The following is a 25686-nucleotide window of genomic DNA, read 5'->3' as shown; positions in this document are numbered from 1 at the left end:
CGCTTACTCCTCGCGGGCCTGGATCCTGGGCAGCTTGGCCACCTTCGGCCGGCTGGTTCGGAACTGACCTCGCTCCACAGCGACGAAGACCACGATGGCGATGGCGACGGTCGTCAGCCACCACACCGCCGTCAGCCCCACGCTCAGGCAGGCCACCGTGAAGGCGGCCGCGAAGCAGCCCATCGCCCCCGGCACCAGGGCCGGCCCGTCCCGCCCAGCCCGCCGAATCGATGCGTACAGGGCGAAGGCGGCGGCCAGCGCACCGACGATACCGAGCTCGTACCAGAACTCGAACAACGCCGTGGTCGGAGCATTGGCCGGCAGGAGGCCGACCAGGCGGCCGCGCAGGGCCGTCTCGAAGCCGTGCCCGGTGATCAGCCGCACCGGATCGGCGGTCACCACCTTCTGCCAGCTCTTCAGCGACAGCACGGCGGGCGCGAGCGGCCCCATGAGGGCGGCGCCCACCGGCCGCGCCAGGAAGGGCAGAAGCGGCGCAGCCGCGAGGAGAGCCGCCGAGAGGACGGCGGTGAGCATCACGCCCAACCGCGGCCGGTAGCTCGTCACCGCGAAGGCGACGGCGCCGACCGACAGTGCGGCGATCTGGGTCCCGTCCGGCTGGACCGTCAGGGCGAGGGCGACCAGCAGCGCGAGGCCGAGCGCCTCCCGGTCGCGGCGACGGGATCGCAGCCATGCGAGCGCGGGCCAGAGCAGAAGGATCAGCAGGACGAGGCCGCGATCCAGCGCGCCGTCATCCTCGACACCGGACGGCGCCATGTGGGCGCCGAACAACCCGAGCATGATCGCCACGATCCCGCCTGCCACGACGCCGAGGGGCAGGAGGTAGAGATTCGCCGAACGCATCCGGTCTGGGAGCGCGAGATAGCCGAGGAGGGCGAGGCCGATCGTGGCGCCCAGATTGGCCAGACGCTCCAGGGCCGGTCCGAGGAACGGGGTCCACGTCAGCGAGAGAGCCGACCACAGGACCACCAGCATCCCGGCCAGGAAGGCCGGAGCGGTCAGGAGGCGGTAGGTCGCCGGGCGCATCGGACGCTGGCGCCGGTCGATGACGCTCGCGATGATCAGCAGGATCACGGCGATCGGTGCGAGGATCACCGAGGCGCGGCGGGCGACCTGCGCCAGGACCGGGAGAACCACGAACAGACCGAAGAAGCCGATGCGCCGCAGCAAGGCGGCGGCGTCGAGCGCCGGATCGATGGTGGTGGAGGTCGACGCGCGCGGCATCATGCGCCTTCTTCCGGACCGGGACGGCCGGATCCCTGCTCGATACGCAAGGCTCGCGCAAGCTGCTGTAGACGTGGCGCCACACTCTCGGGCGCGTGAACCGCGCTCAGGCGACGGTTGCAGTCTCCCGCGGGCGCCGACGCACCGCCCGCCGGCCCACATCCGAGGCGACGCGCCAGCCGCCCCACGCGACGAAGAACCCGATCAGGCCCGCGGCGAGGCCGTCGGCGCTGGTGGGGATGGCCGGGCTGAAGTCCCGATAGGCCGCCTCGGCCACGGGCAGGTCGGGATCGCGCAGCATCGCCACGACGCGCCCGAGGGGGCTCGTCGCCGAGGCCAGGGCCTGCTGCTGGGCGCTCAGGCGGGCGAGACGCGCGATATCCGCCTGGGCAGCGTCGCCGCGGCGGGCGACCAGCTGATCCGGATTGGCGCGCAGCCGATCGACCGCGCCGTCGCGGGTCGTGCCGGATGCCTGCGCGTCGGTTTCGAGGACGGCCACCTGGCGACGCAGCTCGTCGGCGGCGCCGCCGAGCCGCTGGGCGTATTGCTGTGCGAATTCCGGCGCCTGCGCGGCGACGACGCCGCCCAGCAGGCCGAGCGCGAGGCCGAAGGTGCGGAACACGCGAAACATGTCTGGCCTCTGGTGCGGGAATCGACCCCGGACAAAGAACATGCCGATGGTCGCGGTTCCAGCCGGAGCCGCGACAGGCTTCAGCCCGGCAGCGTCAGCCCGGCAGCGTCAGCAAGCCCGCCTTGCCGTCGGCACAGCCGAACAGCAATCGGGCGCCGCGGCCATCCCAGGCGAGCGCGGTCACGCCGCTGCCCGATACGGCCGGACGGACCAGGAGTTCGGCCGCGTCGGTGAAGCGGACCAGCAGGATGCAGCCATCCTCGTAGCCCATGGCCAGAACCGGCGCCTTCGGGTGGAACGCCACCCGGGACACGCGGGCCGGACGGACGCCGCATTCCCGCGGAGCCTTGCCGGTCGGTCCCTCCTTGGAGTCGAACGGCCAAATGATCGCCGCCTCGGCGCCGCTCGTGGCGAGCCAATGGCCATCGAACGACCAGGACATCGAGCGGACCTTGCCGGGATAGCCCGACATCCGCATGTGGCCGCGATCCGGCTGGAGCCGCCACCCGTGCAGGCTGTTCTCCTGCATGGTGGAGACCACGAACCGTCCATCCGGCGACCACGTCACGTCGATATGCGAACCCTTCCAGCCGATCACCTCGGCGGGCGTCTCCAGATTCGGGTACCAGAGGCTCACGCCGTTGTAGTGGGCGACTCCGAGGCGATACCCCTTGGGCGCGAAGACGAGGCCGCGGGCGGAGGAAGGCGCTTCGAAGGTCTTCTCGCGACCCTTCGCGTCCCGGGCCACGACCGTGCGGCCCGCCGACCATGCCACGGCGCCGTCGGGATGGACGGCGAGCGCATCGATCCACGCCCCCCCCTTGGAGAGGCCGACCGGCTCCATCGTCCCATCCGCGCGGATCGCCACCACGCGGCCGTCGTCGCCGCCCGTGAGCAGGCGGTCGCCGCCACCGGCAGCCACGAGGATGCCGCCGTCGGGATGGGCGGCGAGGCGGGTCAGGCCGTCGTCCTTCGCCAGGACGACGGTGCCGTCGCTCAGCACCAGAGCCGGCACATCCTTGAGGAAATGCGTCGCAAGCACGTGTTCGCCGGGCTCCAGCGCGGCGACGTGACTGGTGAGGGAGGGATTGCTGATGGCGCTGCTCATGTCGGGGGGACATTTGCGGCCGGCGGCGCGGCGCGCAAGACCATGAAGGCGGTAATCAACGCCAGGCCGCCCGAGACGGCCGCCGGGGCGACCAACGCGTACAGGCCGAATTGCTGATAGGCGTGGGCACCGAGGAAGGCGCCGAACAGCAGCGACATCCAGACCAGAGCATCGCCGATCCACCCCAGCGGATCGCCGGTGCGGGTCAGGGCCTGCGCGATCTTCTGGCCGAGGCTGAACAGCGCCCCGGTCACGAAGGTGGTCCCGGCTCGGAAGCCCGTGACCTGCGCCAGGACGGCGTTCTGCGACCCCATCGCCAAGGCGACGAAGAAGGCCGCGAGGCCCAGCTCGGGCGACTCGAGACCGAGCCCCAGACCGGCGAGGATCAGCAGGGTTTCGTAGGCCAGCACCGCTGGCGTCGTCCACCGGGCCGGGACCAGGATGGCCAGTCCGCTGCCGAGAACCGACCCCGCCAGGAAGGCGACGATCAGGGTCGCGGGCAGGATCATGCGATGCAGCTCGGCCCCGGCGCCCAGGACCGCGAGCTGCGTGGTGTTGCCGCTCATGAACGACATGTACAGGCCGCCGAGACGCACGAAGCCGAGGGCGTCGACATAACCGGCGAGGCCCGTGAGGAGCAGGCCGGAGCCGAGCTGCCAGGGACGCCTCACGACCAAGCCTCCCCGTCACGGCGCGGTAACGAACCATTAACCATTCGGACGGCTTCGTTGAGGGACGCCGGGCCGCGGTTAACGCGCCGCTCACCAAACCCGAGCAATTCGATGCAAACACGGTGAACGCCGCGTCGGAAGGGGCCGTTGCCCTTACGATCCGGCCCGGGGCCATCGAGCCCCCGCCGGGTGAGTGGGAGTTGCGTCATGGTTCCGTTCGCCGCCGCATTCGTCTGCCCGTCCATGCCCGTCCCGGACCGGGCCGCCACGATCCTGATCGTCGAGGATGAGCCGACCGTGTGCGAACTGGCCGCCGAGGCGCTGATCGAGGAAGGGTATCGGGTGCTCACCGCTGCGGATGCCTGGGAAGCCGAGGCGATCCTGGCTCGCGAGAGCGTCGACCTGCTCTTCACGGATATCGACCTCGCCCGCAATACGAACGGCCTGTCGCTGGCGCGTTGTGCCCGCGAGCTGTCTCCCGACCTCCCGGTCGTCTACACCTCCGGCGGCCGGGCTTGCCTTCCGCCGTGCGAGGCCGTTCCAGGCTCGGTGTTCGTGCCGAAGCCCTATCGTCCGAGCCAACTCGTGGCGCTGACGCAGGACGTCCTGCGCGCCGCGCTCCTTCATGCCGTCTGAACTGGACCTTCGAGGACATCCGCCATGTGGCGCTCCCTTCCCGCAATCGGCTTCGCCCTCGCCGCCGCGATCGCTGCATCGCCGGCCCGAGCCGCCTGCGACGTGAAAGGCGCGCAGATCGAGGAGGCGATCGCCAAGAAGAGCGAGCTGCGCGAGGATGCCAATGCCCAGCTGGTGCGCGACCTGCGGACCCTGCGCGATGCCGCGATCGTCCTCGAGAGCTACAAGTTTCCCGGCGAGTGCGAGGTGCTTCTCGGCATCGTGCGGTCGCTCCTCGCCAACCCGAGCAAGACCATCGAGCAGAGCGGCGACACCGATGAGGAGAAGGCCGAGGACCTGAACGAGGCGCGCCAGCCCAAGGCTGCCGGCGGCACCGCGACGGCGAAGTAGCCATGCCCCGCTCCGTACGGCACGGGTCAGGCGCAATTCCGCGTCGACCCGAATACGCGGCCGCGGAAGTCGGCCGGACGCGTCGAGGGCCCGCCGTCTAACGCTCCTCGCCGGCGCTGGCGCCGATCTTGGCGCGGGCCAGAGCCCGGCTCAACTTGGCGGCGATCTGCTCGCGCAGAACATCGGCCATCTCGATATCCACGAGGCGCCAGCTCAACCCGCGCAGCCGCAGCCGGATGCGCGTGCGCTCGGCGCGCGATCCCTCGGGCGGGATCGGGATCACGACGGCGCGAAAGCCCCGCATCTCCAACGCCGTATAGTATGACACAAGCCGCCCCAAACCGCGGATCGCCAAGCCCTCGGGATGAGCGCCGGCCGGCCGCTCGACATCGAGCTTGTCGGGCCAGCCATTGGCCAGAAGGTCCATCACCGTTTCCGGCGTCACCATCGTTTCGGAGAGTGCAAGCGCCAGGCCGTAGGCGGCGTCGTTGAGGCGCTGGCGGTCGCGGGGCTCGAGGTCAGGATCGGTCTCGGATGCCGTGCGCATTGCCGCGGTGATCTGCCGGACCAGCGAAAGTCGCAGGGTCCTGAAGTTCACATGGCCCTCGACATAGGCGGCATCGTGCCGGCGGACCGCCTGCGCGAGGTCGTAGAGCGACCACAGCGGGCTCATGGTGAAGGCAAGCCACGCGACGGCCAGGGCGAGCGGGATCGCGAGCCAGCGCATGGCCTCAGCGCCCCGTCCGCGCGGTCAAGGCTGCGCCGACCATCGATCGAGACCGGAGAAGGCCGCGACGACCCCCTCGTAGACCGGCCGCTTGAAGGGAACGATCAGATCGGGAAGTTCGGCGAACTGCGCCCAGCGCCACGCATCGAATTCCGGCTTGTCGGCGCCGCCCCCGGGATTGAGCACGTCGATCACGTCCTCGCTGCCCACAAAGCCGTAGGCGAACCATTTCTGCGTCTGGCCACGATACCGACCCTTCCAGGCCTGCTTCATCACGGCCGGGGGCAGGTCATAGGCGAGCCATTCGGGGATCTCGGCGAGGAGCTTCACGGCCTCCGGCGGTACGTTCGTCTCCTCGTAAAGTTCGCGGCGCGCGGCGGCCTCGGGATCCTCGCCGGGATCGATGCCGCCCTGAGGCATCTGCCACATGTGCGGGCCGGCCACATGCTCAGAACCCGCACCCTTCTTGCGCCGTCCGACGAACACGCCGCCCGATGGCGCAATCAGCGCGATGCCCACGCAGGGGCGGTAGGGCAGGGCGGTGCCCAGGTCCGAATCCGTTACCATCGAGACGACCATAGGTCAGGGGTGACCGTTGCGGCAACGCCGCGCAAGTCTTTCCCGATCCCGGTGGGGGTGGATCTACTTGCGCTGACTATAATCACGCGCGTCCTCAATCTGCCGTCGAGACCCGCTTGTCGCGGACGCCGCGCAGCGCAACGCTCGCCGGGACCAAGCGCAGACCGCGGGCGTCGATGTCCTTGGCCCAGCGGGCGATCCGGTCGACGCTCAGTGCCGTTCCGGTCGCCGAGACGAGGACGAAGCCATTGGCACGCGCCCGGGCTTCCGCCTGCGCCAGGGCCGCATCGATGGCGTCGGCGCGCGGCGTGGTGTCGAGGACGATCTCGGCGCGGGCGATCGGTGTCTTGCCCTTGTTGGCGGGCATCGTCGTGGCCTTGGGCGCCGTTCCGTCGTCGAGGAACCCCAGGCCACGGGCGCCGATCTCGCGCAGCATCGGCTCGAAGGCCGCATCGGCCATCAGCTTGGCGCCCATGAAATTCACGAGGCCCACATAGCCCGAGAAGCGCGTCATCGCCCAGGCAAGACGATCGGCATTCTCCGGTCCCCTCAGGGCCGTCAGCAGAGTCTGGGGCCCCGGATCGCTGTCAGGGTAATCGAACGGCTCCATCGGCAGCTGCAGGAAGATCTCGTGGCCGGCATCCCGCGCACGTGCGGCCGCGTGCTCGGCCTCGCCGCCATAGGGGAGGAAGGCAAGGCTGACGGCGGCGGGCAAGCGAGCGGTGGCCACGGCCGTCGTGGCTTGGCCGATGCCCAGCCCGGTCACCACGATGGCGATGCGCGGACCGGTGCCGGGTTCCTCGGAGCGGGCATAGACGTCGAGCGGGCGGATGCGCCCCTCGCCGAGCTTCGGCATCAGCCCGTGGCGTCCGGCCTCGCTGATCCGCGGATCAGGCGCCGGGACGAGCCGCGGTGCATTCGGCGGCGGTACGCGGATCACCACCGCATCGCTCGGACCGCTGCCGGGCGGCCGCACCACCGTCACGCCGGACGCGGTCTCAACCTCCTCGGCGCTGCGCTGAAGCGGGGCCGTGCTGGGGGCAGTCGCAAGGACCTGGGGCTGCAGGGTGGGAGGCGCCTGTGTGGCCGGACGCATCGTGGGCTCGCGCATCGCGATCGCGACCTGCACGCGCGGTTCGCCGCCGTCGGGATCCCCGAGGGCGAGGACAAGGCCGGCTGCCACTGCAAAGCCGGCCGCGATCGCGGCAGCAGCGATACGGGGCCGCCGGGCAGCCGCGATCAGCTGCCCGAGCCGGCTCGTGGGCTGCGCCGGCACCGCCTCAGGCACCCCGAGGGGGCGCGTGAGGATATCGTCCGTGGACTCGGTCAAGCGGCTCTCGATGCGGGATCACGATTGCTGCGCCGATCGGCAATGCGCCAATCCTTCCGTCCATTGCCGGCGGTTATGGTTAACGTTCCGCTAATGCCCGGTCCCGGAACGGAAAATCCCGCCCGGCGCGGCGCCGGGCGGGATCGGGTCGTCAGGGCGTTCCGAACGCCGTCAGTTCGGCAGGCTGGGCTTCTGCTGCTGCGCCGAAGGCGTGCCGTTGGCGGCGCCCTTCTGGATGCCGTGCAGGAAATCGACCGCCGAGATCAGCTGCTTGTCCTTGGCCGGATCCGGCGGAACGTAGGCGGAGGATCCACCGCGCTCGTCGGTATCCTTCTGCTTCAGGTGACCCTTCAGCCCTGCCTCACCCTTGGTCTCGTCCTTGCCCTTCAGCTCGTCCGGGACCTCCTGCAGGACCTCGACATCCGGCTCGATGCCCTTGGCCTGGATCGAGCGACCCGACGGCGTGTAGTAGCGCGCCGTGGTCAGACGCAGGGCGCCCGAACCGCCGAGGGGGATGATCGACTGCACCGATCCCTTGCCGAAGGAGCGCGTGCCCATGATGGTCGCGCGCTTGTGGTCCTGCAGGGCGCCGGCCACGATCTCGGAGGCCGAGGCCGAGCCGCCGTTGACGAGCACCACGATCGGCTTGCCCTTGGTCAGGTCGCCCGCCTTGGCGGAGAAGCGCTGGGTCTCGTCCGGATTGCGGCCGCGGGTGGAGACGATCTCGCCGCGATCCAGGAAGGCGTCAGAGACCATCACGGCCTGATCGAGCAGGCCGCCCGGGTTGTTGCGCAGGTCGACGATGTAGCCCTTGATCTTGTCGGCCCCGATCTCGCTCGACAGCTTGTCGATCGCAGCCCGCATGCCGTCGAAGGTCTGCTCGTTGAACTGGGTCAGGCGGATATAGGCGACGTCGCCGCCTTCGACCTTCGAGCGTACCGGCTTGATCTTGATGACGTCGCGGGTGAGCGTGACGTCGATCGGATCCTTCGATTCCTTGCGGGTGATCTTGAGCTTGACGCTCGAATTCACCGGGCCGCGCATCTTGTCGACCGCCTGATTCAGGGTGAGGCCCTGAACCTGATCGTCATCGATCTGCGTGATGATGTCGTTGGCGAGCAGCCCCGCCTTGGCAGCCGGCGTATCGTCGATCGGCGTGACGACCTTGATCAGGCCGTCCTCCATCGTGACCTCGATGCCGAGACCGCCGAACTCGCCGCGCGTCGTGGTCTGCATGTCACGGAACGCCTTGGCGTCCATGTAGCTCGAATGCGGGTCGAGCGACGTCAGCATGCCGTTGACGGCTGCCTCGATCATCTTCGATTCGTCGGGCTTCTCGACGTAGTCCGTGCGGACCTTCTCGAAAACGTCGCCGAACAGGCTGAGCTGGCGATAGGTCTCGGCCGAGGCAGCCACCGCCCGCGGGCCCGACAGGAAGTCGGTCTGGGTGGCCACCATGGAGGTGCCGGCACCGAGGAAGGCGCCGAGCATGATCAGGGAAGTCTTGCGCATCAGCCGCGAACCTTCTCGCCAAGTACCGTATTGTTCGGGCTCTTCGCCCACCACGGCTCCGGATCGATGGAGCCGCCGTCCTTCTTGAACTCGACGTACAGGGTGGGATCACCCTCGGACCCGCCGGGACCTGCGCTCTTCTCGCCCATGGTGCCGACCGGCTCGCCCGCGAGCACGAACTGACCGACCTCGACGCTGATCTGATCCATCCCCGCTAGCAAAAGATAGTAGCCGTCGCCAGCGTTGATGATCAAGAGTTGCCCGTAGGACCGAAACGGCCCGGCGAACTGCACCCACCCGTCGGCCGGGGACGAGACGGACGCCTTGGGACGGGTCGTAAACGACACGCCGCGGGTGGTGCCACCATTGCCATCGGGCTGGTTGAAGCCGCGTGCGACGCGTCCGCTCACCGGCCGCGGCACTTCGCCCCGCGCCTCGGCGAAGTGGACTTTGGGTGCCAATCGGGCGGGGTCGCGGAAGCCGGCCGCGGCGAAGCGCTCCTGGGTGATGCGCGCCTCCCGCTCCGCGGCTGCCTTGGCCTCCTCGGCGGAGCGCTTCGCCGCTGCGACCTCTGCCTCCGTACGATCGAGAAGGTCCTTCAGGTTCTTGGCCTGGGCACCGAGTTCGGCGGCCCTGCGGCGCTCGGCCGTGAGGCCGCTCTCGATCTCGGCCTGACGGGCGCGGCGGGCGGCGACCAGCGCCTGCAGGCGCTGCTGTTCGCGCGCCCATCCGGCAAGGTCATTGGACAGCCCTTCCTTGTCCTGCGCGATCAATCCGCGCAGCCTGATCATTTCCGCGAGATCGGCCGCCAGGGTGTCGACCTCGCCGCGCAATTCCGGCACCACCGCGCCAAGCAGCATCGAGGTCCGGATCGCCGCGAGCACGTCTTCAGGGCTCACCAGAACGGCCGGCGGTGGCCTGCGCCCCATGCGCTGGAGTGCCGCCAGGATCTCGGCGACGATGCCGCGTCGGCCCTGCAGCGAGTGGCGGATCGCTGCCTCGCTCTCGCTCATCGCCTTCAGGCGCTCCTCCAGGCGGCTCAGGCGGTCTTCTGTCGCCTGAGCCTGTCGGCCCGCATCGAGAAGGGCGGCGTCGAGCTTCGCCCGGTCGGAGCCGATGGCTGCGATCTCCGACTCGAACTGCGAACGCTGGCCGGCACTGGCCGCGATCGCATCCTGGACGCGCTTCAGATTCTCGGCCCGGCGCTCACGTTCCTCATTGGCACGCTGAATGGCTTCGGAATCGGTGGCCGGAGGCGTCTCGGACCGCGCGGCCGAGCCCATCGAGACGAGGGCGACCAGGGTCAGCGTCTGCAGCGCGCGTCTCGACGCGGACTTCGACCCGGCCGTCATCTCAGGGATGGCCATAGGGGGTCAGCCCGCCTCACCGCGATGGTAGGGGTGCCCCGACAGGATGGTGAGGCTGCGGTAGAGCTGTTCGAGAGCGAGCACGCGCACGAGTCCATGGGGCAGGGTGGCGGCCCCGAAAGACAGGATCAACTCCGCCTTCGTCCGAATTGAGGCGTCGAGACCGTCCGGCCCCCCGATCGCCACCACGAGTGCCGGCCGCGCGGCATCGCGCCAAGCGGCGACGCGTTCGGCCAGCGCCTCGCTTCCGATATCGGCACGACCCCGTTCGTCATAGGCGACCAGTACACCGCCAGGCGGCATGTGGCCCGTCAGGGCCGCCGCCTCCTCGGCACATCGGTCGAGGGCGCGACGGGCACGGGATTCTGCGATCTCGATGCTGTCGCAAGTGGCGAAGCCGAGCCCGCGACCGAGTTGCGCGGCGCGGTCGCGATATCGTGAGGCCAGCTCGCGCTCAGGACCGGCCTTCAGACGCCCGACTGCGGCCAGAATCAGGCGCATCGGACGCGGTCCGGATCAGCCGGCCGCGATCCCAACCGGGCGGTCGGCGCCCCACATCTTCTCGAGGTTGTAGAAGCCGCGGACCTCGGGACGGAAGATATGCACCAGCACGTCGCCGGCATCGATCAACACCCAGTCGCAGGCCGGGAGCCCCTCGACCCGGGCATTGCCGAAGCCGCGGTTCTTCATTTCCTGAACGATCTTGTCGGCGATCGAGCCGACATGCCTCTGCGAGCGCCCAGAGGTGATGATCATCGTGTCGGCGAGCGACGTCTTGCCGGCCAGATCGATTGCGATCGTCTCCTCGGCTTTCATGTCATCGAGGCATTCGAGCGCAAGGGCCTTAAGGTCGTCCGAGCGCGCCTGACCGGCTTCCACCGGGGCTTGGACGGGGGTGCGGATCATCTCCGTGCGGCTGGTCTCGGGCAGAGTCCTGGTTCCTCGTTCTGCCGCACGACGGCGTCATGCCGTGCGGGATGACAAGAAATTGGCGGTATCGGTCGTCGATTGCAACCGCGCTTGCGTCCGTCGTGACGTCCTAGGCCCCGTACTTGCGCGAATCTGCGTGGAGGACAGGCTCGAACGGGGTCCGTGCAGGAACACCCAGGCCGGCGGCGGCCGCAGCGCAAGGGTCGATGCCGCCTCCTCGGGAACCCGGGCGTCGGCCAAGCGCCGCGCAGCCCGGGCGCTGAGCGGTGTCATGGTGAAACCCGGCCGGTCGATGACGACGATCGGCAGGAGCCGGGCGATCTCGGCGAAACCCTTCCAGCGATGAAAGGTGCCGAGAGAATCCGCCCCCATGATCCAGACGAAGTGCACGCCGGGGCAGCGGCGCTTGAGGAAGCGCAGGGTCTGGACCGTGAAGCGGACGCCCAGAGCCGCCTCGATGCCGGTCACGGCAATCCGCGGATGACGGGCGATGCGGTGGGCCTGGGCAGACCGTACCTCCACCGAGGGGAGGGCGCTCCGGCTCTTGAGCGGGTTCCCCGGGCTCACCAGCCACCAGACCCGATCCAGGCCGAGCCGACGCAGTGCCGCGAGGGTCACGTGCCGGTGGCCCAGATGGGCGGGATTGAAGGACCCGCCGTAGAGGCCGATCCGCATGCCGGGGGCGCTCGGCGGCAGGGTCAGCCGCACGCCGGACCTTCAGCGCAGGTCACGGGCGCGTCTGGCCGTTGCCGTGGACGCGATACTTGAATGTGGTCAGCTGCTCGACACCCACCGGCCCTCGCGCGTGCATCCGCCCCGTGGCGATGCCGATCTCGGCCCCGAAGCCGAACTCGCCGCCATCGGCAAATTGGGTGGAAGCGTTGTGGGTGACGATGGCCGAATCGACCTCGGCGAGGAAACGGGTCGCCGCCGTGTCGTCCTCGGTGATGATCGCGTCGGTGTGATGCGAGCCGTAGGTCTCGATGTGCTCGATGGCCGCTTCGATCCCGTCGACCACCCGCACCGCGATGATCGCGTCGAGATACTCGGTATGCCAATCCTCCTCGGAGGCGGCGGTCACCCGCGGATCGACGGCGCGCGTCTCGGCATCGCCGCGGACCGCGCAGCCGCTCTCGAGCAGCGCGTGGACCAGCGGCGCAAGATGGGTCGCGGCACAGGCGCGGTCGACCAGCAGGGTCTCGGCGGCGCCGCAGACGCTCGTGCGGCGCATCTTGCTGTTAAGCAGCACGGTGCGGGCCATGTCGAGGTCGGCCGCTGCGGCGACGTAGACATGGTTGATGCCGTCGAGATGGGCGAAGACCGGAACGCGCGCCTCGGCCTGGACGCGCTCCACGAGGCCGCGACCGCCCCGCGGGACGATGACGTCGACGCAACCGTCGAGGCCCGCGAGCATCAGCCCGACGGCGGCGCGGTCGCGGGTCGGCACCAGCTGGATGGCGTCCTCCGGCAAGCCGGCATCGGCGAGCCCGCGGCTCATGGCCCGCGCGATCGCCATAGCCGTGCGATGGCTGTCCGAGCCGGCGCGGAGGATCGCGGCGTTGCCGGCCTTGAGGCAGAGCGCACCCGCGTCCGCAGTGACATTCGGGCGCGCCTCGAAGATCACCCCGACGACGCCGAGCGGTACTGCGATGCGCTCGATCAGCAGGCCGTTCGGCCGCTCGATGGCGGCCAGCTGACGTCCGACCGGATCGGCCAGGGAGCCGACCTTCTCGACGGCATCCGCCATGCCGGCGAGCCGCCCGGGATCCAGGGTGAGACGGTCGATCAGGGCGGCGCTCTGGCCCGCGCTCCGGGCGGCGGCCACGTCCCGCGCGTTCTCGCTCAGGATTTCGTCACGGCTCGCCCGGATCCGCTCGGCGATCGATTTGAGCGCCCCGTCCTTGGTTCGCGCCGAGGCCAGCGCCATACGCCGGGCCGCCGCGCGGGCCCGACGGCCGATGGCCGCCATCTGCTCCGGCAGGGTATCGGCCTCGGCGAGGTCCGATCTCAGGTTCAGGACGGGCACGCTGGCGTCCTCGATGTGCGACGGCCGCAGGAACGGCCAGACGATGGAAAGCGCCGTATTTGCACACCCGACACCGGTCCGACAAGAGTGCCGGCTCGTGATTGGGCGCAATGATCGGAGCGGAAAATTGTAAATAGATTAGTTTAGATCGGCATTTTCTAGAACAGTGCCAAGTCATCGCGATGCACCATCCAGGCGCGGCCCGGATAATTGAGCAAGTCCGGGATATGCGCGCTCGGGTGACCGATGATGAGCGCAGCCTCGGCGCTGTCATACGCCACCAAGCCGCGGCCGAGGATCCGTCCCGCGGGATCACGGATCAACACGGCGTCGCCGCGGGAGAAGCTGCCCTCGATCGATCGGACGCCGACGGGCAGGAGGCTGGCGCCGCTCCGCAGCGCCTGCTCGGCACCGGAATCGATCGTCAGGGTGCCGCGCGGCTCCAGGGATCCCGCGATCCAGGTCTTGCGGGCGGCCGTCGGGGTGGAGCCTGAGAGGAACCATGTGCAGCGCGCGCCCTCCATCATCGCCTTGAGCGGGTTCTTCCCGCGCCCGTCGGCGATGACCAAGTGGGTGCCGCCCGAGGCCGCGATCTTGGCGGCCTCGACCTTGGTGCGCATGCCGCCCCGCGACAGCTCGGAGGCCGGCCCGCCGGCCATGGCTTCGATCTCCGGGGTGATGCGCTCGACGACGGCGAGGTGGCGGGCCTCCGGATCGTTCTTGGGCGGCGCGGTGTAGAGACCGTCGATATCCGAGAACAGGACCAGGACGTCGGCATCGATCATGGTGGCGACCCGGGCCGCCAGCCGGTCGTTGTCGCCGTAGCGGATCTCGGACGTCGCCACCGTGTCGTTCTCGTTCACGACCGGGACGGCGCGCATCTCCAGGAGTTTCAGGACGGTGGCGCGGGCGTTGAGGTAGCGGCGGCGCTCCTCGGTATCCTGGGGCGTCACGAGAATCTGGCCGGCGACGATGCCGTGATGGCCCAGAGCCTCGGCCCAGTGGCGGGCCAGCGTGATCTGCCCCACGGAGGCCGCGCCCTGGCTCTCCTCCAGGCGCAGGGCGCCGGGTGGAAGGCCCAGCACCGTCCGGCCGAGGGCGATGCTGCCGGAGGACACCACCAGCACGTCGACGCCGCGCCCGTGCAGCTCCGCGATGTCCTCGGCCAGCGCCGCGAGCCAGGCGTGGCGCAGGCGGCCGGCACTGCGATCGACAAGCAGGGCCGAGCCGACCTTGATGACCACACGGCGGAATTCTTCGAGGGCAGGGATCATGATTCTTGCGAAAACGCGCGTTTGAGCCGGGTGTGAAGCAAGACCCGCCTCTTGAACAGCCGTCCGACGACATGGCTCGCGGCGCCCGGGCGGTTCGGGCCGCCGGCGCAGCCAGATCGTGGGCCGGCACGACCGCGGCACACGTTCCTGCGAGCGGCCTCATCCCTCACGTGGTCGTGAGTATGTGGCATGCCAAAGATCGATATTGCGGCGCGGGAGCGCGGCGGCCGGTTCGACGCTGCACCGCACCGAGCCCCGGCGCGCTCGACCTCAGCACACAGGACACAGACAAGATGGACGCGAATCGACGCGCGTTTCTCGGGACCGCAGCCCTCGGGGCCGGCGGTCTCGTCGCCCTGACCCAGGGGGCCGCCGCCGCGGCGACCGATCACGGGGCGCCCGGGGCCGGCGGCTTCGGGCGGGACGTTCAGCAGCTGCCCCCCGGCGCCCCGGTCGCCTACCACGACCCGAAGGATGTCGGCGCCATGCCGGACTTCCACTTCTCGCTCGACGGCAACGTCCCCAAGATCACGTCGGGCGGCTGGGCCAAGGAGGCGACCGTCCACCAGTTCCCCATCAGCAAGGGGATCGCGGGCGTGCACATGTTCCTCGATCCCGGCGCGTCGCGGGAGCTGCACTGGCACGCCATCGCGGCCGAGTGGGCTTACGTCATCGACGGCCGATGCCAGACCGTGGTCCTCGATCCCTCGGGGGCGAGCGAGATCAACAACTACGAGCCGGGCGACCTGTGGTTCTTCCCCAAGGGGCACGGCCACTCGATCCAGACGATCGGCGACAAGCCGTGCCACTTCATCCTGTCGTTCGACAACGGCGCCTTCTCGGAGCACGGCACGTTCTCGATCACCGATTGGGTCGACGTGTCGCCGAAGGACATGCTGGCGCTCGATTTCGGCCTGCCGACAGCCGCGCTGAACGCGTTCCCGAAGGGCGAGGCCTACATCCAGGCCGGGCCGGTGATCCCGCTCGCCCAGGCGCTCGACGCGCCCTGGCCGAAGGAATCGACCCACAAGTTCCGGCTCCTGAAGGATCCGCGCGCGGTCCGCGACTTCGACGGTGGGACGTTCCGCCTCGCCACCGTGGACGAGTGGCCGGTGTCCAAGTCGATGTCGGGCGGCGTGATGACGATCCGGCCGGGCCAGATGCGCAAGTTCCATTGGAACGTGAACGCCAACGAGTGGCACTATTACCTGAAGGGCAAGGGTCAGGTAGCCCTGTTCGGCTCGGGCGGCCGCGGCAAGGTCGCGGAGTTCAGGCCCGGCGACGTCGCCTACATCCCCATGGGGTTCGGCCACGCGATCAAGAACGTCGGCGACGACGATCTCGAGATCGTCCAGACCTGGGACAACGGCAAGTTCGAGGAGATCGACCTCGATGCCTGGATCAAGGCGAGCCCGAACTACCTCCTCGCCAACAACTTCACCGGCGTCCCCGCCGACACGATCGCGAAGCTGAAGCAGGGCTGAGACGACGCTCCAGCCGGATCGACAGGGCCCGGACCCGGTCCTGTCGGTCCCGGCCGCCGCGTCCTCGGGACAACCTTCGAGAGCTACGGCTGCCAGGCGTCCACCGGCTTCCGTTCGGCCTCGGCGCTGGCATCGATCTCGGACTGGAGCGCCCGCAGCGCCTCGGGGACGCCCTTTCGGCTCGCCGAGGACAGGACCAGCGGCGCGCGGCCGGCGGCGCGCTTCAGCTTGGCCACCTGGCTCTTGAGCGTGTCGGCGTCGAGGGCGTCGGCCTTCGAGAGCGCCACGATCTCGGGCTTCTCCGCGAGGCCGTTGCCGTAGGCCTCGATCTCGCCGCGCACCAGCTTGTAGGTCTTGCCGGCATGCTCGCTCGTGCCGTCAACGAGGTGCAGCAGCACCCGGCAGCGCTCGACATGGGCGAGGAACTTGTCGCCGAGGCCGACGCCCTCATGCGCGCCCTCGATCAGGCCCGGGATGTCGGCGAGCACGAATTCGCGCCCGTCTGAGCGCACCACGCCGAGGCCGGGATGCAGGGTGGTGAACGGGTAGTCGGCGATCTTCGGCTTCGCGGCGGTGACGCTCGCCAGGAAGGTCGACTTGCCGGCATTCGGGAGGCCGACGAGACCGGCATCGGCGATCAGCTTGAGCCGGAGCCAGATCCACATCTCCTGGCCTTCCAGGCCGGGATTGGCGTGCTTCGGGGCGCGGTTGGTGGACGTCGTGAAATAGGCGTTGCCGAAGCCGCCATTGCCGCCCTTGGCGAGGCGGATCCTCTGGCCGACCTCGGTCAGGTCGGCGAGCAGCGTCTCGCCGTCCTCGGCGAAGATCTGTGTGCCGGCCGGGACCTTCAGGACCGTGTCGGCGCCGTTAGCGCCGTGGCAGTTCGAGCCCATGCCGTGCTCGCCCTTCTTGGCCTTGAAGTGCTGCTGGTAGCGGTAGTCGATGAGGGTGTTGAGCCCCTCGACGCACTCCACCCAGACATCGCCGCCCCGGCCGCCGTCGCCGCCGTTCGGCCCGCCGAACTCGATGAACTTCTCCCGCCGGAACGAGACGCAGCCGGGACCGCCGTCACCGGAGCGGACATAGACCTTGGCTTCGTCGAGGAATTTCACGACCTGAATCCTTTGTCGGGTGCGGATTCGCGACCCGCACCATCACCCTGTCGACGGCGGCCGGCCAGCCCCGGCGCCGTAAGGCCGCCTCAGGCGGCCCGCGTCATCGCCGGCTCCGACGGCGGGTTCTGCCAGCGCCGCCGGTCGAGGCTGAAGAGATCGACCGGCAGATCCGCGCCGCGCGCCGGGAAGGGCCGGGTCGCGCTGCCGGCCTGCACGAAGCCGCAGGTCTCCAGAACGTGCCGGGACGCCGGGTTGACCGTGCGGGCCGACGCAGCCAGTTCCATCCCGCCGGTATAAGCGAAGAAGGCGTGGCACAGAGCCGTCACGGCCTCGGCCATCAGGCCGCTGCCCCAATAGGGCTGCCCGAGCCAGTAGCCGAGTTCCGGCGGCCCCTCGGTCCGCCCCTCGATGCTGATCACACCGATGAGGCTGCCGGGCGCCGCCCGCGGTGCGAGGGCGAGCGTGAGGGCCGACCCGGCGGTGTTCTGCGCGCGCGCCTGCAGCAGGAACGCATCCACCACCGGGGCCGGAAGCGGGTGCGGCACCCGCGCCAGCATCGCGGCGACAGACGGATCACCGGCCAGCTTCAGGATCGCGTCCCTGTCCTTGGCGGTCGGCCAGCGCAGCCACAGCCGCCGCGTCTCGATCCGGAAAACGTCATCACGGGTCAGATCGGGGAACATCGTGCCCTCGCAGGGCGGCGTTCCCGGCTCCGGGGCACCGCCTCAAGACGACGAAGGGGAGGATGGCGTCCCATCCTCCCCGGGTGTTCCGTCCGAACCGGCCCGTCAGGGGCTCGGCAACGACGTCTCCGGTCCGGTGTGGGACACCGGGCGGGACGCCAGCTTCGCCTCTAAAGGCGCCCGCCTCTTATTCCGCGGCCTCGGCCAGCGGGGTTACGGCCACGAAGGCGCGCCCGCGGCGCGTCTCGAAGCGGACATGGCCCGGTACCAGCGCGAAGAGCGTATGGTCCTTGCCCATGCCGACATTGGCGCCGGGATGCCATTTGGTGCCGCGCTGACGCACGATGATGTTGCCCGGAATCACGGCTTCCGCGCCGAACTTCTTGACGCCGAGGCGCCGGCCTTCCGAGTCGCGACCGTTGCGGGACGAGCCGCCTGCCTTCTTGTGTGCCATGGGATGAACTCCGAAATCTGATGGGCTTGGATGCGGTCGCTGATCGGACCCTCAGGGATCCTCACGCGCCCAGCGTCTGGCGTGCGTCAGGCCGAAATGCCGGTGATGCGCACGACCGTGTGGTCCTGCCGGTGACCGCGCTTGCGGCGCGAGTTCTGCCGGCGGCGCTTCTTGAAGGCGATGACCTTCTTGTCGCGGCCGTGGCGCACGATCTCGCCGGTGACGCTGATGCCCGACAGGGTCGGGGCGCCGACCTGGGTCGCGCCCGCGCCGTCGGCGAACAGGAGGACCTCGCCGAAGGTCACGGCCTCGCCGGCCTCGCCCGCCAGGGAGGCGATGGTGATGGTGTCGTTGGCGGCGACGCGGTACTGCTTACCGCCCGTCTTGATGACTGCGAACATCGTTCTCTCGTGTTCTCGAACGGCCTCCGGGGCGGCTGCCCCTGGACCGGCTTCTTGTTTGAAGTCATTGCGCGGGCTTTCCGCCCGGACAACGCGAAACGCGCGGACCTCAAACAGAGGCCGCGCGCCATGCGGGGTCACTACGGGCCTGATGCCGCCGTGTCAATCCGCGCCGGACTCCCGGGGCTCCGTCAGCGGATCGGGGCGCCGGTCGCCAGGACGCCCTTCGCGACACTGCCCTCGGGGCCGAAGGCGGCCAAAGCCTCGGAGCACCAAGCCTCGCGGCCGTCGGCGGCGAGCTGCTGGCGCACCTGCATGGCGCGCTGCTTCAGCTTCTCCTCCAGCATCGCTTCCTGTCCGGCATTGACCCGGGCCGCGAGACGGAGCGTCGTGAGCTGTCCGGCCCTGACCTGCACGCCCGGGCAGGCCTGTTCGGCGATGATGGTCGTCGCCGCCGCCGTCGCATAGTTGTCGAGGGGCGAAGCCGCCGCGGCGGGCGCAGGGGCGCGGGCGGCCGGCGCGGGGACCTGCGCCGCGGCGGCTCCCGCGAAGCACAGGGCCAGGGCAAGACTGAAGACACCGGAACGCCGCACGGCTCAGACCTCCAGGGTGGCGCCGACCTGCGCGGTGAGACGCCCGTCATGCGCGGGACGAGGCCGGGTGCCGCTGAGGAGAAGCGTCGTCATCTGGGGGCATCCCTTCGCTGCGGCGCCGCGACGGCGGTTGACTACACCCCCGGCGGCGAGGCGTCACCCGCCCGGTCAGGCCGCGCGGCTCGACCCGGTCCCATACGGGGCCGCGGGGCGCCGCACGTGAGCGAGCTCCTCGGCGTGTGGGTCCGCCCGCCCGTTCATCCGCATGGTCGTTTCGGAGCGCCGCAGGCGAGCCCGGATCCGGAAACACCGTCGGTTCCCGGCGTCGGCGCGTCGGGCTCCGGGCCCCACCGTGCGCGACCCTTGCCGGTTGCGAAGCCGCGCTGTCGGCTCCGCGGACCGAGTCGGCCGATCGTCAGGGCGCGGCCTTGAACTCGCCCTCGATGCGCAGGCTCACCTCGTCGCCGAGCTGCGGCAGATAGGCGTTGATGCCGAAATCCGAGCGCTTGATGACCGCCCGGCCGTCGAAGCCCACGGTGTAGCGCTGATCCACCGGATGGATGCCGGCCTGATTGAACGTGGCGTCGATCGCGAAGGGCCGGACCGTGCCGCGCAGGTTCAGGTCGCCGGTGATCCGCGCCGTGGTCGGGCTGGTGGGCTCGACCTTCGTGGCGGTGAAAGTGGCGTTCGGGAACTTGGCCGTGTCGAAGAAGTCCGGGGCTGCGAGGTGCTCGTTCAGGCGCGCGCTCCCGGTCATCACGCCGCCCAGGGGCACGGTGACCTCGAGGCGGCTCTTCTCCGGCGCCTTCGGATCGAGCTGGAGCGTGCCGCTGAGACCCGCGAACTGGCCGTAATAGGTCGAGTAGCCGAGATGCGAGACGGACCATGTGATCTTGCCGTGATCCGGATCGAGCACGTAGCTCCCGGGCCGGACCTGCGTCGGATCCGCGCTCGGCGCGACCGGAACGGGGGCCGTTGACGGATCGTCCGCCCCCCGGGCCGGGCCGAAGCACAGCAGGCCCAACAGGGCAAGAAGTGGCGCGCGCATGGTCATCCCCCCGTGACCGGCCAAGCGCGGCCGGCGCGGCGCCCGTGATTTCATGATCTCCCTGCGCGCTCAAGCACGTCTGGCGGAGGGCGCCGCGGTTCTGTAGGCATCCCGCGACAGCGACAGGCGTGGCATGATCGGCAAGCTCAAGGGCGTCGTGGACTCGTTCGGCGAGGATTTCGTGATCCTCGACGTGTCGGGCGTCGGCTATATCGTGCATTGTTCGGCGCGCACCCTGCAGCGCATGCCCAAGGTCGGCGAGCCCGCTTCGCTGTCGATCGAAACCCATGTCCGCGAGGACATGATCCGCCTTTACGGCTTCCGCTCGGATGCCGAGCGGGAATGGTTCCGCCTGCTTCAGACCGTGCAGGGCGTCGGCGCGCGGGTGGCGCTGGGCGTGCTCTCGGTGATGGAGCCCGAGGCGCTGGCCAGCGCCATCGCCACCGGCGACAAGGGCGCGATCAGCCGGGCTCCAGGGGTCGGGCCGCGTCTGGCGGCACGGCTCGCCGCCGAGCTCAAGGACAAGGCCCCGGCCTTCGCGCCGATCGACCCCGCCCTCGTTGCCCTCACGGGAGCCGTCGAGGACGGCGCCGCCCCCCAGCCGGTGGCGGATGCCGTCTCCGCCCTGGTCAATCTCGGCTACCCGCAGGTCCAGGCCGCCGCCGCCATCGCTGCGGCTCTCAAGGGTGCGGGCGAGGGCGCCGAGGCCAAGGTGCTCATCCGGCTCGGCCTGCGCGAACTCGCGCGCTGACGCGCCCCGGAACCGTTGGGGCGCACTTAGATCGCACGCCCTTGACCCGCGCGGGCCGCGGTGCCATGTCGACCGCAGCCAATAAGGCATTGAAAAGCCAGCTACTTTTCAATTCTTCTAAACTGGCGCAGGTGCCCGGGACGGTCGTCGACGACCGCTGCGGGCGCGGGGATGACGGGATTTGCGGCGCGCATGATCGTCTGTTCTTGTAACGTCATATCGGACGGCGCGGTCCGCAGCTGCCTCGCACCCGGCCCAGGCTGCCCGCGCACGCCCGCGCAGGTCTATGCCTGTCTCGGCTGCAGCCCGAAATGCGGGCGCTGCGCCCGCACGATCCGGGCGATCATGCAGAGTGCCCTGGGCCAAGGCGCGCCGGCGGAGAGCAGCCATGCCTGCACGACGACTTGCGCAAGCGCGTGTAGTTTGGTGAAGTTCCAAACTGCGGATGAGGGAGTCGCGGCCTGATGCTTCTACCCCCCGCCTGAAAGCACGGTAAGGAGTACGGGGGCATGAAGGGCGACACCAAGGTCATCGAGTATCTGAATCGCGGCCTGCGCAGCGAGCTGACGGCCGTCAGCCAGTACTGGCTGCATTTCCGCATGCTCAATGACTGGGGCTACGTCGAGCTGGCGAAATTCTGGCGCAAGGAATCGATCGAGGAGATGAACCACGCGGACCGGTTCATCGACCGGATTTTGTTCCTCGACGGATTCCCGAACCTGCAGGAGCTCGACCCGCTGCGGATCGGCCAGAACGTCCAAGAGATCCTGGATTCCGATCTCGCCGCCGAGAACGAGGCCCGCAGCCTCTATCTCGAGGCCGCGAAGTACTGCGATTCGATCAACGACCGGGTCTCCAAGCGCCTGTTCGAGGATCTGGCCGAGGACGAGGAGGGGCACATCGACTTCCTCGAGACGCAGCTGGAGCTGATCAAGCAGATCGGCCTGCCGCTCTACGCGCAGAAGCATATCGGCGGCCTCGAGCAGATCGCCCCCGAGAAGGAGTGAGGTTGCCCGGGCTCCCGCCGCTCCTGCGGCAGACGGGAAGCCCGGACACCGACGCAGGACGGGCCGGCGCGGTGCGGATCCTGCGCGCAGCAAGGTGGGTTGGGGAACGGAATGCGGCTCGTGGTGGTCGGCGCCGACGGGCGCATGGGGCGGATGCTGATCCGCGCGGTGGCGCAGTCTGAGGGCTGTACGCTCTCGGCGGCGATCGAGCGCCAAGGCTCCCCGGCCCTGGGGCAGGATGCGGGCCTGCTCGCCGGTCTCCAGCCCCTCGACGTGCCGGTCACCGATGACGCGCTCGCGGCCTTCGCGGCTGCCGATGGCGTCCTCGATTTCACCGCGCCCGCCGCCACGGTGGCCTTCGCCGAACTGGCGGCCCAGGCCCGCATCGTCCACGTCGTCGGCACGACCGGCCTGTCCGAGGACGATTTCGCCAAGCTGAAGGCGGCCTCGTACCATGCCCGGATCGTCCAATCGGGCAACATGTCGCTCGGCATCAACCTGATGGCCGAGCTGGTCCGCCGGGTCGCGAAGGCGCTGGGCGACGAGTTCGACATCGAGATTGCCGAGATGCACCACCGCATGAAGGTGGATGCGCCGTCCGGCACGGCGCTGATGCTGGGCGAGGCCGCCGCCGAGGGCCGCGGCGTCGACCTGAAGACGGTCCGCGTCTCCACCCGGGACGGGCATACCGGCGCCCGCCGGCCAGGCGATATCGGCTTCGCCACCCTGCGGGGCGGCAGCGTCGTCGGCGACCACAGCGTGATCTTCGCCGGCACCGGCGAGAGCCTGACGATCAGCCACCACGCTGCCGACCGCGGCCTTTTCGCCACGGGCGCCGTCAAGGCCGCGCTCTGGGCGCATCCCAAGCCGCCGGGGCTCTACACGATGGCCGACGTCCTCGGCCTGTGACCGGGAGCGGTGCATCCATGGAACGGCTCCTCGTCCTCGTCCGGCACGGCCAGAGCGAGTGGAACCTCCAGAACCTGTTCACGGGCTGGCGCGACCCGGACCTGACCGAGCGCGGCATCGCCGAGGCCCGGGCGGCCGGCCGCGGGTTGAAGCGGGACGGCTACGGCTTCGATGTCGCCTTCACCTCCGAATTGTTGCGGGCCCAGCGCACCTGCTCGCTGATCCTGGAGGAGATGGCTCTCCCGGATGTTCCGATCATTCGGCAGAGGGCCCTCAACGAGCGGGATTACGGCGACCTCTCCGGCCTCAACAAGGATGCGGCCCGCGCCCGATGGGGTGACGCGCAGGTCCATACCTGGCGCCGGTCCTACGACGTGCGGCCGCCCGGCGGCGAGAGCCTGAAGGACACTGCCGCGCGGGTGCTGCCCTACTACATTGCGGCGATCCTGCCCCGGGTGATGACCGGCCAGCGGGTCCTGGTGGCGGCCCATGGCAATTCGCTGCGCGCCCTGGCGATGGTCCTCGATGGGCTGAACGAGGAGCAGGTGCCGGATCTCCAGATTCGGACCGGGGTCCCGCTGGTCTACCGCCTCAACGCCGACACCACGGTCGCCTCGAAGACCGTGCTGGAGCAGGATGTCGACGCGGGCCGCTGAGTGGCGACGGAACTCGCCCCCGGCCTGATCCACCATCCCGGCTTCCTCGATGCGACGGCCCGCGCCCGGCTCGCCGCCGAGATCGCCGCCATCCTCGAAACGGCGCCGCCCGTGACGCCGCGGATGCCGCGCACCGGCAAGCCGTTCTCCGTACGGATGTCGAATGCCGGTCCCCTCGGCTGGGTCTCGGACGTCGCGGGCTACCGCTATCAGCCGGACCATCCCGAGACCGGGCGGCCATGGCCGGCGATGCCGCTGACCGCCCTCGCGGCCTGGGCGGTGTTGGCGAACTGTCCGGTGCCGCCGGAAGCCTGTCTCATCAACCTCTACGCGCCGGGGTCCCGCATGGGTCTCCACCAGGATCGCGACGAGGCGGATCTCTCGGCGCCCGTCCTCTCGCTTTCCCTCGGTGCGGCGGCACTGTTCCGCTACGGCGGCCAGAGCCGCGCGGATCCGACGCGCTCGATCCGTCTGCAGGCCGGCGACGCGCTGGTGATCGGCGGCCCCTCGCGCCTCATCTACCACGGCATCGACCGCCTCTACCCGGCCGGCGACCTTCTCGCGGAGACGGCCGAGCCCGGCTTCCTCCCGCCGGGCGGCCGCTGCAACCTCACCCTGCGGCGCGTCACGGCGCCGGCACCGCCGTGGCGCTAGAGCGATCGCCGGAATGCGGGACGGCCGCGATGCCGGCGCCCGCGCGGATGGATCTGCCGCTGGCCCGGGCAGCCCATCTCGGCCTCGCGGCCGCCGTGATCGGGCTGGGGCTGCTGCTGCGCGTGCCGGCGTGGAACCTGCCGCTCGCGGTTCACCACTACGGCGGCGGCATCCTGTGGGGAGCGATGCTGTTCCTGCTGGTGGCCGCCCTGCGACCGGCCGGCTGGGGTCTGCGCACCTGCATGATCGCCGCCTTCTTCGGCGCCGGGCTCATCGAAGCGAGCCGTCTCGTTCATACCCCGGCGCTCGACGCCTTCCGGGCAACCCTGCCGGGCCAGCTCCTGCTCGGCACACTCTTCTCCCCGTGGAATCTCTGCGCCTACGCCGTCGGGATCGCCGTCGCGGCGGCGTTGGCGGTTTCCTTTCATCGTGATCGCAGGCGCGCGGCATTGCCGGCTTGACAGATCAGGTCGCCGGGCAGACCCATCGCGGGCGGACTAACCCCAAGTTGGGTCCACGAGGAGAACCGGTTTTCGATGCGGATGCGCAACCTGACGCTGCGTCTCGGACGGGTTCTCGGCGCTGCCGCGCTTGCGGTGAGCCTTGGCTCCGCGGCCTGGGCCGGAGATCCTGTCTACCCGCCGGGCTCGCGCTTCGGCTTCGATCCGCCGGCCGACATGTCGCTGTCGCGGCGCTTCTCGGGCTTCGAGCGGAAGGAGGGGGGCGCGACCGTGTCGGTCGTCGAGCTGCCCGCGAACGCCTTCGCGGAACTCGTCAGCGGCTTCACCGACGCCAACCTGCTGAGTCAGGGCTTCGCCGTCGAGAAGCGCGAGGAGGTCAAGATCGGCGACAACGAGGGCATGCTCTACACCGGTGAGCAGCCCGCCGATCCGGCCTCGTCCGCTCCGGCGATCCGGAAGTGGATTCTCGTGGTCGGTACGCCGAGCGTGACCGGACTGATCATCGCCCAGGCGCTGCCCGACGCCGAGACCGAGGCCTCGATGCGCAAGATGGTGACCGGCGTCACCCTCCGGCCTGCGCTGACGCTGACCCAGCAGGTCGACGCGCTGCCCTTCCGCATCGCCGACATGGCGGGCTTCCGGCCGGTGCGGGTGATGGCCGGCAATTCGATCCTCCTGACCAGCGGCCCCAAGGACCAGATGCAGAATCTGGAGCAGCCGATCCTCGTCCTCGCCCAGGCCGTGCAGCAGCCGCCCTCGGCCGAGCAGCGGGACGGCTTCGCCCGCGCCGCCCTGGCCTCGAACCAGACCATGAAGGACTTCGTCATCGAGCGGGCCCAGAGCTACCGCTCGAACGGCGTCGACTGGCATGAGATCGTGGCCCGCGCCCTCGACCAGCCGACCAACCTGCCGGTGGTCGTCATGCAGACCATCCGGTTCGCGCCGGATGGCTATCTCCGCGCCCTCGGTGTCGTGCGGCAGGATCAGCGCGACGGCGTCCTCGCCAAGTTCCGCCAGGTCGTGGACAGCGTGCAGGTGAAGTAGCGC

31 protein-coding genes are annotated in these 25686 nt (G+C 69.8%); 11 read left to right on the top strand and 20 right to left on the bottom strand.

Annotation, left to right across the window (positions count from 1 at the left end):
• Positions 1 to 3: 3 nt before the first annotated feature.
• The 4 genes from PQI07_RS03765 to PQI07_RS03750 all read right to left on the bottom strand — a co-directional run bounded on the left by PQI07_RS03765 (position 4) and on the right by PQI07_RS03750 (position 3652).
• Positions 4 to 1242: a peptide ABC transporter permease gene (locus tag PQI07_RS03765; RefSeq protein ID WP_274927677.1), complete on the bottom strand. Its 1239-nt coding sequence runs from the start codon at positions 1240 to 1242 to the stop codon at positions 4 to 6.
• 106 nt (positions 1243 to 1348) lie between these two features.
• Positions 1349 to 1873 carry a DUF2937 family protein gene (locus PQI07_RS03760; protein WP_182592457.1) on the bottom strand — a complete coding sequence of 175 codons (525 nt, stop codon included), beginning with the start codon at positions 1871 to 1873 and terminating at the stop codon, positions 1349 to 1351.
• 94 nt (positions 1874 to 1967) lie between these two features.
• Complete coding sequence (locus PQI07_RS03755; protein ID WP_274926067.1) at positions 1968 to 2981, bottom strand: WD40 repeat domain-containing protein; 1014 nt, start codon at positions 2979 to 2981, stop codon at positions 1968 to 1970.
• Positions 2978 to 3652: a YoaK family protein gene (locus tag PQI07_RS03750; RefSeq protein ID WP_043760585.1), complete on the bottom strand. Its 675-nt coding sequence runs from the start codon at positions 3650 to 3652 to the stop codon at positions 2978 to 2980. The genes PQI07_RS03755 and PQI07_RS03750 overlap by 4 nt, the downstream gene beginning before the upstream one ends.
• A gap of 207 nt (positions 3653 to 3859) precedes the next feature.
• Here PQI07_RS03750 and PQI07_RS03745 point away from each other — a divergent pair, with 207 nt between their 5' ends.
• Positions 3860 to 4288 carry a response regulator gene (locus PQI07_RS03745; protein ID WP_043358112.1) on the top strand — a complete coding sequence of 143 codons (429 nt, stop codon included), beginning with the start codon at positions 3860 to 3862 and terminating at the stop codon, positions 4286 to 4288.
• Between the two features lie 24 nt (positions 4289 to 4312).
• Entirely contained in the window at positions 4313 to 4678 is a 366-nt protein-coding gene (locus PQI07_RS03740; protein ID WP_053609426.1) for a hypothetical protein, read from the top strand.
• A 97-nt stretch (positions 4679 to 4775) separates the two neighbouring features.
• Here PQI07_RS03740 and PQI07_RS03735 read toward each other — a convergent pair whose 3' ends face one another.
• The 10 genes from PQI07_RS03735 to proB all read right to left on the bottom strand — a co-directional run bounded on the left by PQI07_RS03735 (position 4776) and on the right by proB (position 14423).
• On the bottom strand, positions 4776 to 5405 hold the full coding sequence (locus tag PQI07_RS03735; RefSeq protein ID WP_043754973.1) for a DUF2939 domain-containing protein: 630 nt from the start codon (positions 5403 to 5405) through the stop codon (positions 4776 to 4778).
• 24 nt (positions 5406 to 5429) lie between these two features.
• On the bottom strand, positions 5430 to 5984 hold the full coding sequence (locus PQI07_RS03730) for an RNA pyrophosphohydrolase (protein ID WP_274926066.1): 555 nt from the start codon (positions 5982 to 5984) through the stop codon (positions 5430 to 5432).
• 94 nt (positions 5985 to 6078) lie between these two features.
• Positions 6079 to 7314 (bottom strand): divergent polysaccharide deacetylase family protein, encoded by a 1236-nt coding sequence (locus PQI07_RS03725; protein WP_274926065.1) that lies wholly within the window; start codon positions 7312 to 7314, stop codon positions 6079 to 6081.
• A gap of 171 nt (positions 7315 to 7485) precedes the next feature.
• On the bottom strand, positions 7486 to 8826 hold the full coding sequence (locus PQI07_RS03720; RefSeq protein WP_043358098.1) for a S41 family peptidase: 1341 nt from the start codon (positions 8824 to 8826) through the stop codon (positions 7486 to 7488).
• Complete coding sequence (locus PQI07_RS03715; RefSeq protein ID WP_446720974.1) at positions 8826 to 10109, bottom strand: murein hydrolase activator EnvC family protein; 1284 nt, start codon at positions 10107 to 10109, stop codon at positions 8826 to 8828. Before PQI07_RS03715 ends, PQI07_RS03720 begins: the two co-directional genes overlap by 1 nt.
• A 90-nt stretch (positions 10110 to 10199) precedes the next feature.
• Positions 10200 to 10694 carry a 23S rRNA (pseudouridine(1915)-N(3))-methyltransferase RlmH gene (rlmH, locus tag PQI07_RS03710; RefSeq protein WP_043754982.1) on the bottom strand — a complete coding sequence of 165 codons (495 nt, stop codon included), beginning with the start codon at positions 10692 to 10694 and terminating at the stop codon, positions 10200 to 10202.
• 15 nt (positions 10695 to 10709) lie between these two features.
• Entirely contained in the window at positions 10710 to 11099 is a 390-nt protein-coding gene (gene rsfS, locus PQI07_RS03705; protein ID WP_075381505.1) for a ribosome silencing factor, read from the bottom strand.
• A gap of 57 nt (positions 11100 to 11156) precedes the next feature.
• Entirely contained in the window at positions 11157 to 11831 is a 675-nt protein-coding gene (locus tag PQI07_RS03700; RefSeq protein WP_274926063.1) for a nicotinate-nucleotide adenylyltransferase, read from the bottom strand.
• 19 nt (positions 11832 to 11850) lie between these two features.
• Positions 11851 to 13149 (bottom strand): glutamate-5-semialdehyde dehydrogenase, encoded by a 1299-nt coding sequence (locus PQI07_RS03695; RefSeq protein WP_274926062.1) that lies wholly within the window; start codon positions 13147 to 13149, stop codon positions 11851 to 11853.
• 158 nt (positions 13150 to 13307) lie between these two features.
• Positions 13308 to 14423 carry a glutamate 5-kinase gene (proB, locus tag PQI07_RS03690; protein ID WP_043358093.1) on the bottom strand — a complete coding sequence of 372 codons (1116 nt, stop codon included), beginning with the start codon at positions 14421 to 14423 and terminating at the stop codon, positions 13308 to 13310.
• A 293-nt stretch (positions 14424 to 14716) separates the two neighbouring features.
• On the opposite strand from proB, the gene PQI07_RS03685 reads away from it, so the two are divergent.
• Entirely contained in the window at positions 14717 to 15907 is a 1191-nt protein-coding gene (locus tag PQI07_RS03685; protein ID WP_274926061.1) for a cupin domain-containing protein, read from the top strand.
• Positions 15908 to 15990: 83 nt separating this feature from the next.
• Here PQI07_RS03685 and obgE read toward each other — a convergent pair whose 3' ends face one another.
• The 6 genes from obgE to PQI07_RS03655 all read right to left on the bottom strand — a co-directional run bounded on the left by obgE (position 15991) and on the right by PQI07_RS03655 (position 20201).
• On the bottom strand, positions 15991 to 17019 hold the full coding sequence (obgE, locus tag PQI07_RS03680; RefSeq protein WP_043754988.1) for a GTPase ObgE: 1029 nt from the start codon (positions 17017 to 17019) through the stop codon (positions 15991 to 15993).
• 89 nt (positions 17020 to 17108) lie between these two features.
• Positions 17109 to 17705, bottom strand: a complete 597-nt coding sequence (locus PQI07_RS03675; RefSeq protein WP_182592465.1) for a GNAT family N-acetyltransferase — start codon at positions 17703 to 17705, stop codon at positions 17109 to 17111.
• Positions 17706 to 17892: 187 nt separating this feature from the next.
• Positions 17893 to 18159: a 50S ribosomal protein L27 gene (rpmA, locus tag PQI07_RS03670; RefSeq protein WP_043352185.1), complete on the bottom strand. Its 267-nt coding sequence runs from the start codon at positions 18157 to 18159 to the stop codon at positions 17893 to 17895.
• An 86-nt stretch (positions 18160 to 18245) separates the two neighbouring features.
• Complete coding sequence (rplU, locus tag PQI07_RS03665) at positions 18246 to 18560, bottom strand: 50S ribosomal protein L21 (protein WP_010683509.1); 315 nt, start codon at positions 18558 to 18560, stop codon at positions 18246 to 18248.
• A gap of 191 nt (positions 18561 to 18751) precedes the next feature.
• Entirely contained in the window at positions 18752 to 19153 is a 402-nt protein-coding gene (locus PQI07_RS03660; protein ID WP_075382102.1) for a hypothetical protein, read from the bottom strand.
• 415 nt (positions 19154 to 19568) lie between these two features.
• Complete coding sequence (locus PQI07_RS03655; RefSeq protein WP_043352189.1) at positions 19569 to 20201, bottom strand: YceI family protein; 633 nt, start codon at positions 20199 to 20201, stop codon at positions 19569 to 19571.
• 133 nt (positions 20202 to 20334) lie between these two features.
• Here PQI07_RS03655 and ruvA point away from each other — a divergent pair, with 133 nt between their 5' ends.
• The 8 genes from ruvA to PQI07_RS03615 all read left to right on the top strand — a co-directional run bounded on the left by ruvA (position 20335) and on the right by PQI07_RS03615 (position 25683).
• Positions 20335 to 20952 (top strand): Holliday junction branch migration protein RuvA, encoded by a 618-nt coding sequence (gene ruvA / locus PQI07_RS03650; RefSeq protein ID WP_043352190.1) that lies wholly within the window; start codon positions 20335 to 20337, stop codon positions 20950 to 20952.
• Positions 20953 to 21144: 192 nt separating this feature from the next.
• Positions 21145 to 21417: a (2Fe-2S)-binding protein gene (locus PQI07_RS03645; RefSeq protein ID WP_274927676.1), complete on the top strand. Its 273-nt coding sequence runs from the start codon at positions 21145 to 21147 to the stop codon at positions 21415 to 21417.
• 44 nt (positions 21418 to 21461) lie between these two features.
• Positions 21462 to 21959 (top strand): bacterioferritin, encoded by a 498-nt coding sequence (bfr, locus tag PQI07_RS03640; RefSeq protein WP_043380322.1) that lies wholly within the window; start codon positions 21462 to 21464, stop codon positions 21957 to 21959.
• A 111-nt stretch (positions 21960 to 22070) separates the two neighbouring features.
• Complete coding sequence (gene dapB, locus PQI07_RS03635) at positions 22071 to 22868, top strand: 4-hydroxy-tetrahydrodipicolinate reductase (RefSeq protein ID WP_274926060.1); 798 nt, start codon at positions 22071 to 22073, stop codon at positions 22866 to 22868.
• A 17-nt stretch (positions 22869 to 22885) separates the two neighbouring features.
• Complete coding sequence (locus tag PQI07_RS03630; protein WP_274926059.1) at positions 22886 to 23524, top strand: 2,3-bisphosphoglycerate-dependent phosphoglycerate mutase; 639 nt, start codon at positions 22886 to 22888, stop codon at positions 23522 to 23524.
• Positions 23525 to 24178, top strand: coding sequence for an alpha-ketoglutarate-dependent dioxygenase AlkB (locus PQI07_RS03625; protein ID WP_274926058.1), 654 nt, complete (start codon positions 23525 to 23527; stop codon positions 24176 to 24178).
• A gap of 47 nt (positions 24179 to 24225) precedes the next feature.
• Positions 24226 to 24639 carry a ribosomal maturation YjgA family protein gene (locus tag PQI07_RS03620; protein ID WP_246410735.1) on the top strand — a complete coding sequence of 138 codons (414 nt, stop codon included), beginning with the start codon at positions 24226 to 24228 and terminating at the stop codon, positions 24637 to 24639.
• A 75-nt stretch (positions 24640 to 24714) separates the two neighbouring features.
• Positions 24715 to 25683, top strand: coding sequence for a hypothetical protein (locus PQI07_RS03615; protein ID WP_043380310.1), 969 nt, complete (start codon positions 24715 to 24717; stop codon positions 25681 to 25683).
• Positions 25684 to 25686: the final 3 nt, after the last annotated feature.

The organism is Methylobacterium sp. 092160098-2 (genome assembly GCF_028920805.1).
In the GTDB taxonomy this organism is placed as follows: domain Bacteria; phylum Pseudomonadota; class Alphaproteobacteria; order Rhizobiales; family Beijerinckiaceae; genus Methylobacterium; species Methylobacterium fujisawaense.
Note: the sequence above shows the minus strand (reverse complement) of the source record. Positions and strands in the feature narration are given on the sequence as shown.

What these genes read in the sequence shown, in the direction of transcription:
- PQI07_RS03765 (WP_274927677.1), bottom strand. Translation starts at nt 1,242, where the DNA reads ATGCCGCGCGCGTCGACCTCCACCACCATCGATCCGGCGCTCGACGCC.
- PQI07_RS03760 (WP_182592457.1), bottom strand. Translation starts at nt 1,873, where the DNA reads ATGTTTCGCGTGTTCCGCACCTTCGGCCTCGCGCTCGGCCTGCTGGGC.
- PQI07_RS03755 (WP_274926067.1), bottom strand. Translation starts at nt 2,981, where the DNA reads ATGAGCAGCGCCATCAGCAATCCCTCCCTCACCAGTCACGTCGCCGCG.
- PQI07_RS03745 (WP_043358112.1), top strand. Translation starts at nt 3,860, where the DNA reads ATGGTTCCGTTCGCCGCCGCATTCGTCTGCCCGTCCATGCCCGTCCCG.
- PQI07_RS03740 (WP_053609426.1), top strand. Translation starts at nt 4,313, where the DNA reads ATGTGGCGCTCCCTTCCCGCAATCGGCTTCGCCCTCGCCGCCGCGATC.
- PQI07_RS03735 (WP_043754973.1), bottom strand. Translation starts at nt 5,405, where the DNA reads ATGCGCTGGCTCGCGATCCCGCTCGCCCTGGCCGTCGCGTGGCTTGCC.
- PQI07_RS03730 (WP_274926066.1), bottom strand. Translation starts at nt 5,984, where the DNA reads ATGGTCGTCTCGATGGTAACGGATTCGGACCTGGGCACCGCCCTGCCC.
- PQI07_RS03720 (WP_043358098.1), bottom strand. Translation starts at nt 8,826, where the DNA reads ATGCGCAAGACTTCCCTGATCATGCTCGGCGCCTTCCTCGGTGCCGGC.
- PQI07_RS03715 (WP_446720974.1), bottom strand. Translation starts at nt 10,109, where the DNA reads ATGGGCTCGGCCGCGCGGTCCGAGACGCCTCCGGCCACCGATTCCGAA.
- rlmH (WP_043754982.1), bottom strand. Translation starts at nt 10,694, where the DNA reads ATGCGCCTGATTCTGGCCGCAGTCGGGCGTCTGAAGGCCGGTCCTGAG.
- rsfS (WP_075381505.1), bottom strand. Translation starts at nt 11,099, where the DNA reads ATGATCCGCACCCCCGTCCAAGCCCCGGTGGAAGCCGGTCAGGCGCGC.
- proB (WP_043358093.1), bottom strand. Translation starts at nt 14,423, where the DNA reads ATGATCCCTGCCCTCGAAGAATTCCGCCGTGTGGTCATCAAGGTCGGC.
- PQI07_RS03685 (WP_274926061.1), top strand. Translation starts at nt 14,717, where the DNA reads ATGGACGCGAATCGACGCGCGTTTCTCGGGACCGCAGCCCTCGGGGCC.
- PQI07_RS03675 (WP_182592465.1), bottom strand. Translation starts at nt 17,705, where the DNA reads ATGTTCCCCGATCTGACCCGTGATGACGTTTTCCGGATCGAGACGCGG.
- rpmA (WP_043352185.1), bottom strand. Translation starts at nt 18,159, where the DNA reads ATGGCACACAAGAAGGCAGGCGGCTCGTCCCGCAACGGTCGCGACTCG.
- rplU (WP_010683509.1), bottom strand. Translation starts at nt 18,560, where the DNA reads ATGTTCGCAGTCATCAAGACGGGCGGTAAGCAGTACCGCGTCGCCGCC.
- PQI07_RS03655 (WP_043352189.1), bottom strand. Translation starts at nt 20,201, where the DNA reads ATGCGCGCGCCACTTCTTGCCCTGTTGGGCCTGCTGTGCTTCGGCCCG.
- ruvA (WP_043352190.1), top strand. Translation starts at nt 20,335, where the DNA reads ATGATCGGCAAGCTCAAGGGCGTCGTGGACTCGTTCGGCGAGGATTTC.
- PQI07_RS03645 (WP_274927676.1), top strand. Translation starts at nt 21,145, where the DNA reads ATGATCGTCTGTTCTTGTAACGTCATATCGGACGGCGCGGTCCGCAGC.
- bfr (WP_043380322.1), top strand. Translation starts at nt 21,462, where the DNA reads ATGAAGGGCGACACCAAGGTCATCGAGTATCTGAATCGCGGCCTGCGC.
- dapB (WP_274926060.1), top strand. Translation starts at nt 22,071, where the DNA reads ATGCGGCTCGTGGTGGTCGGCGCCGACGGGCGCATGGGGCGGATGCTG.
- PQI07_RS03630 (WP_274926059.1), top strand. Translation starts at nt 22,886, where the DNA reads ATGGAACGGCTCCTCGTCCTCGTCCGGCACGGCCAGAGCGAGTGGAAC.
- PQI07_RS03620 (WP_246410735.1), top strand. Translation starts at nt 24,226, where the DNA reads ATGGATCTGCCGCTGGCCCGGGCAGCCCATCTCGGCCTCGCGGCCGCC.
- PQI07_RS03615 (WP_043380310.1), top strand. Translation starts at nt 24,715, where the DNA reads ATGCGGATGCGCAACCTGACGCTGCGTCTCGGACGGGTTCTCGGCGCT.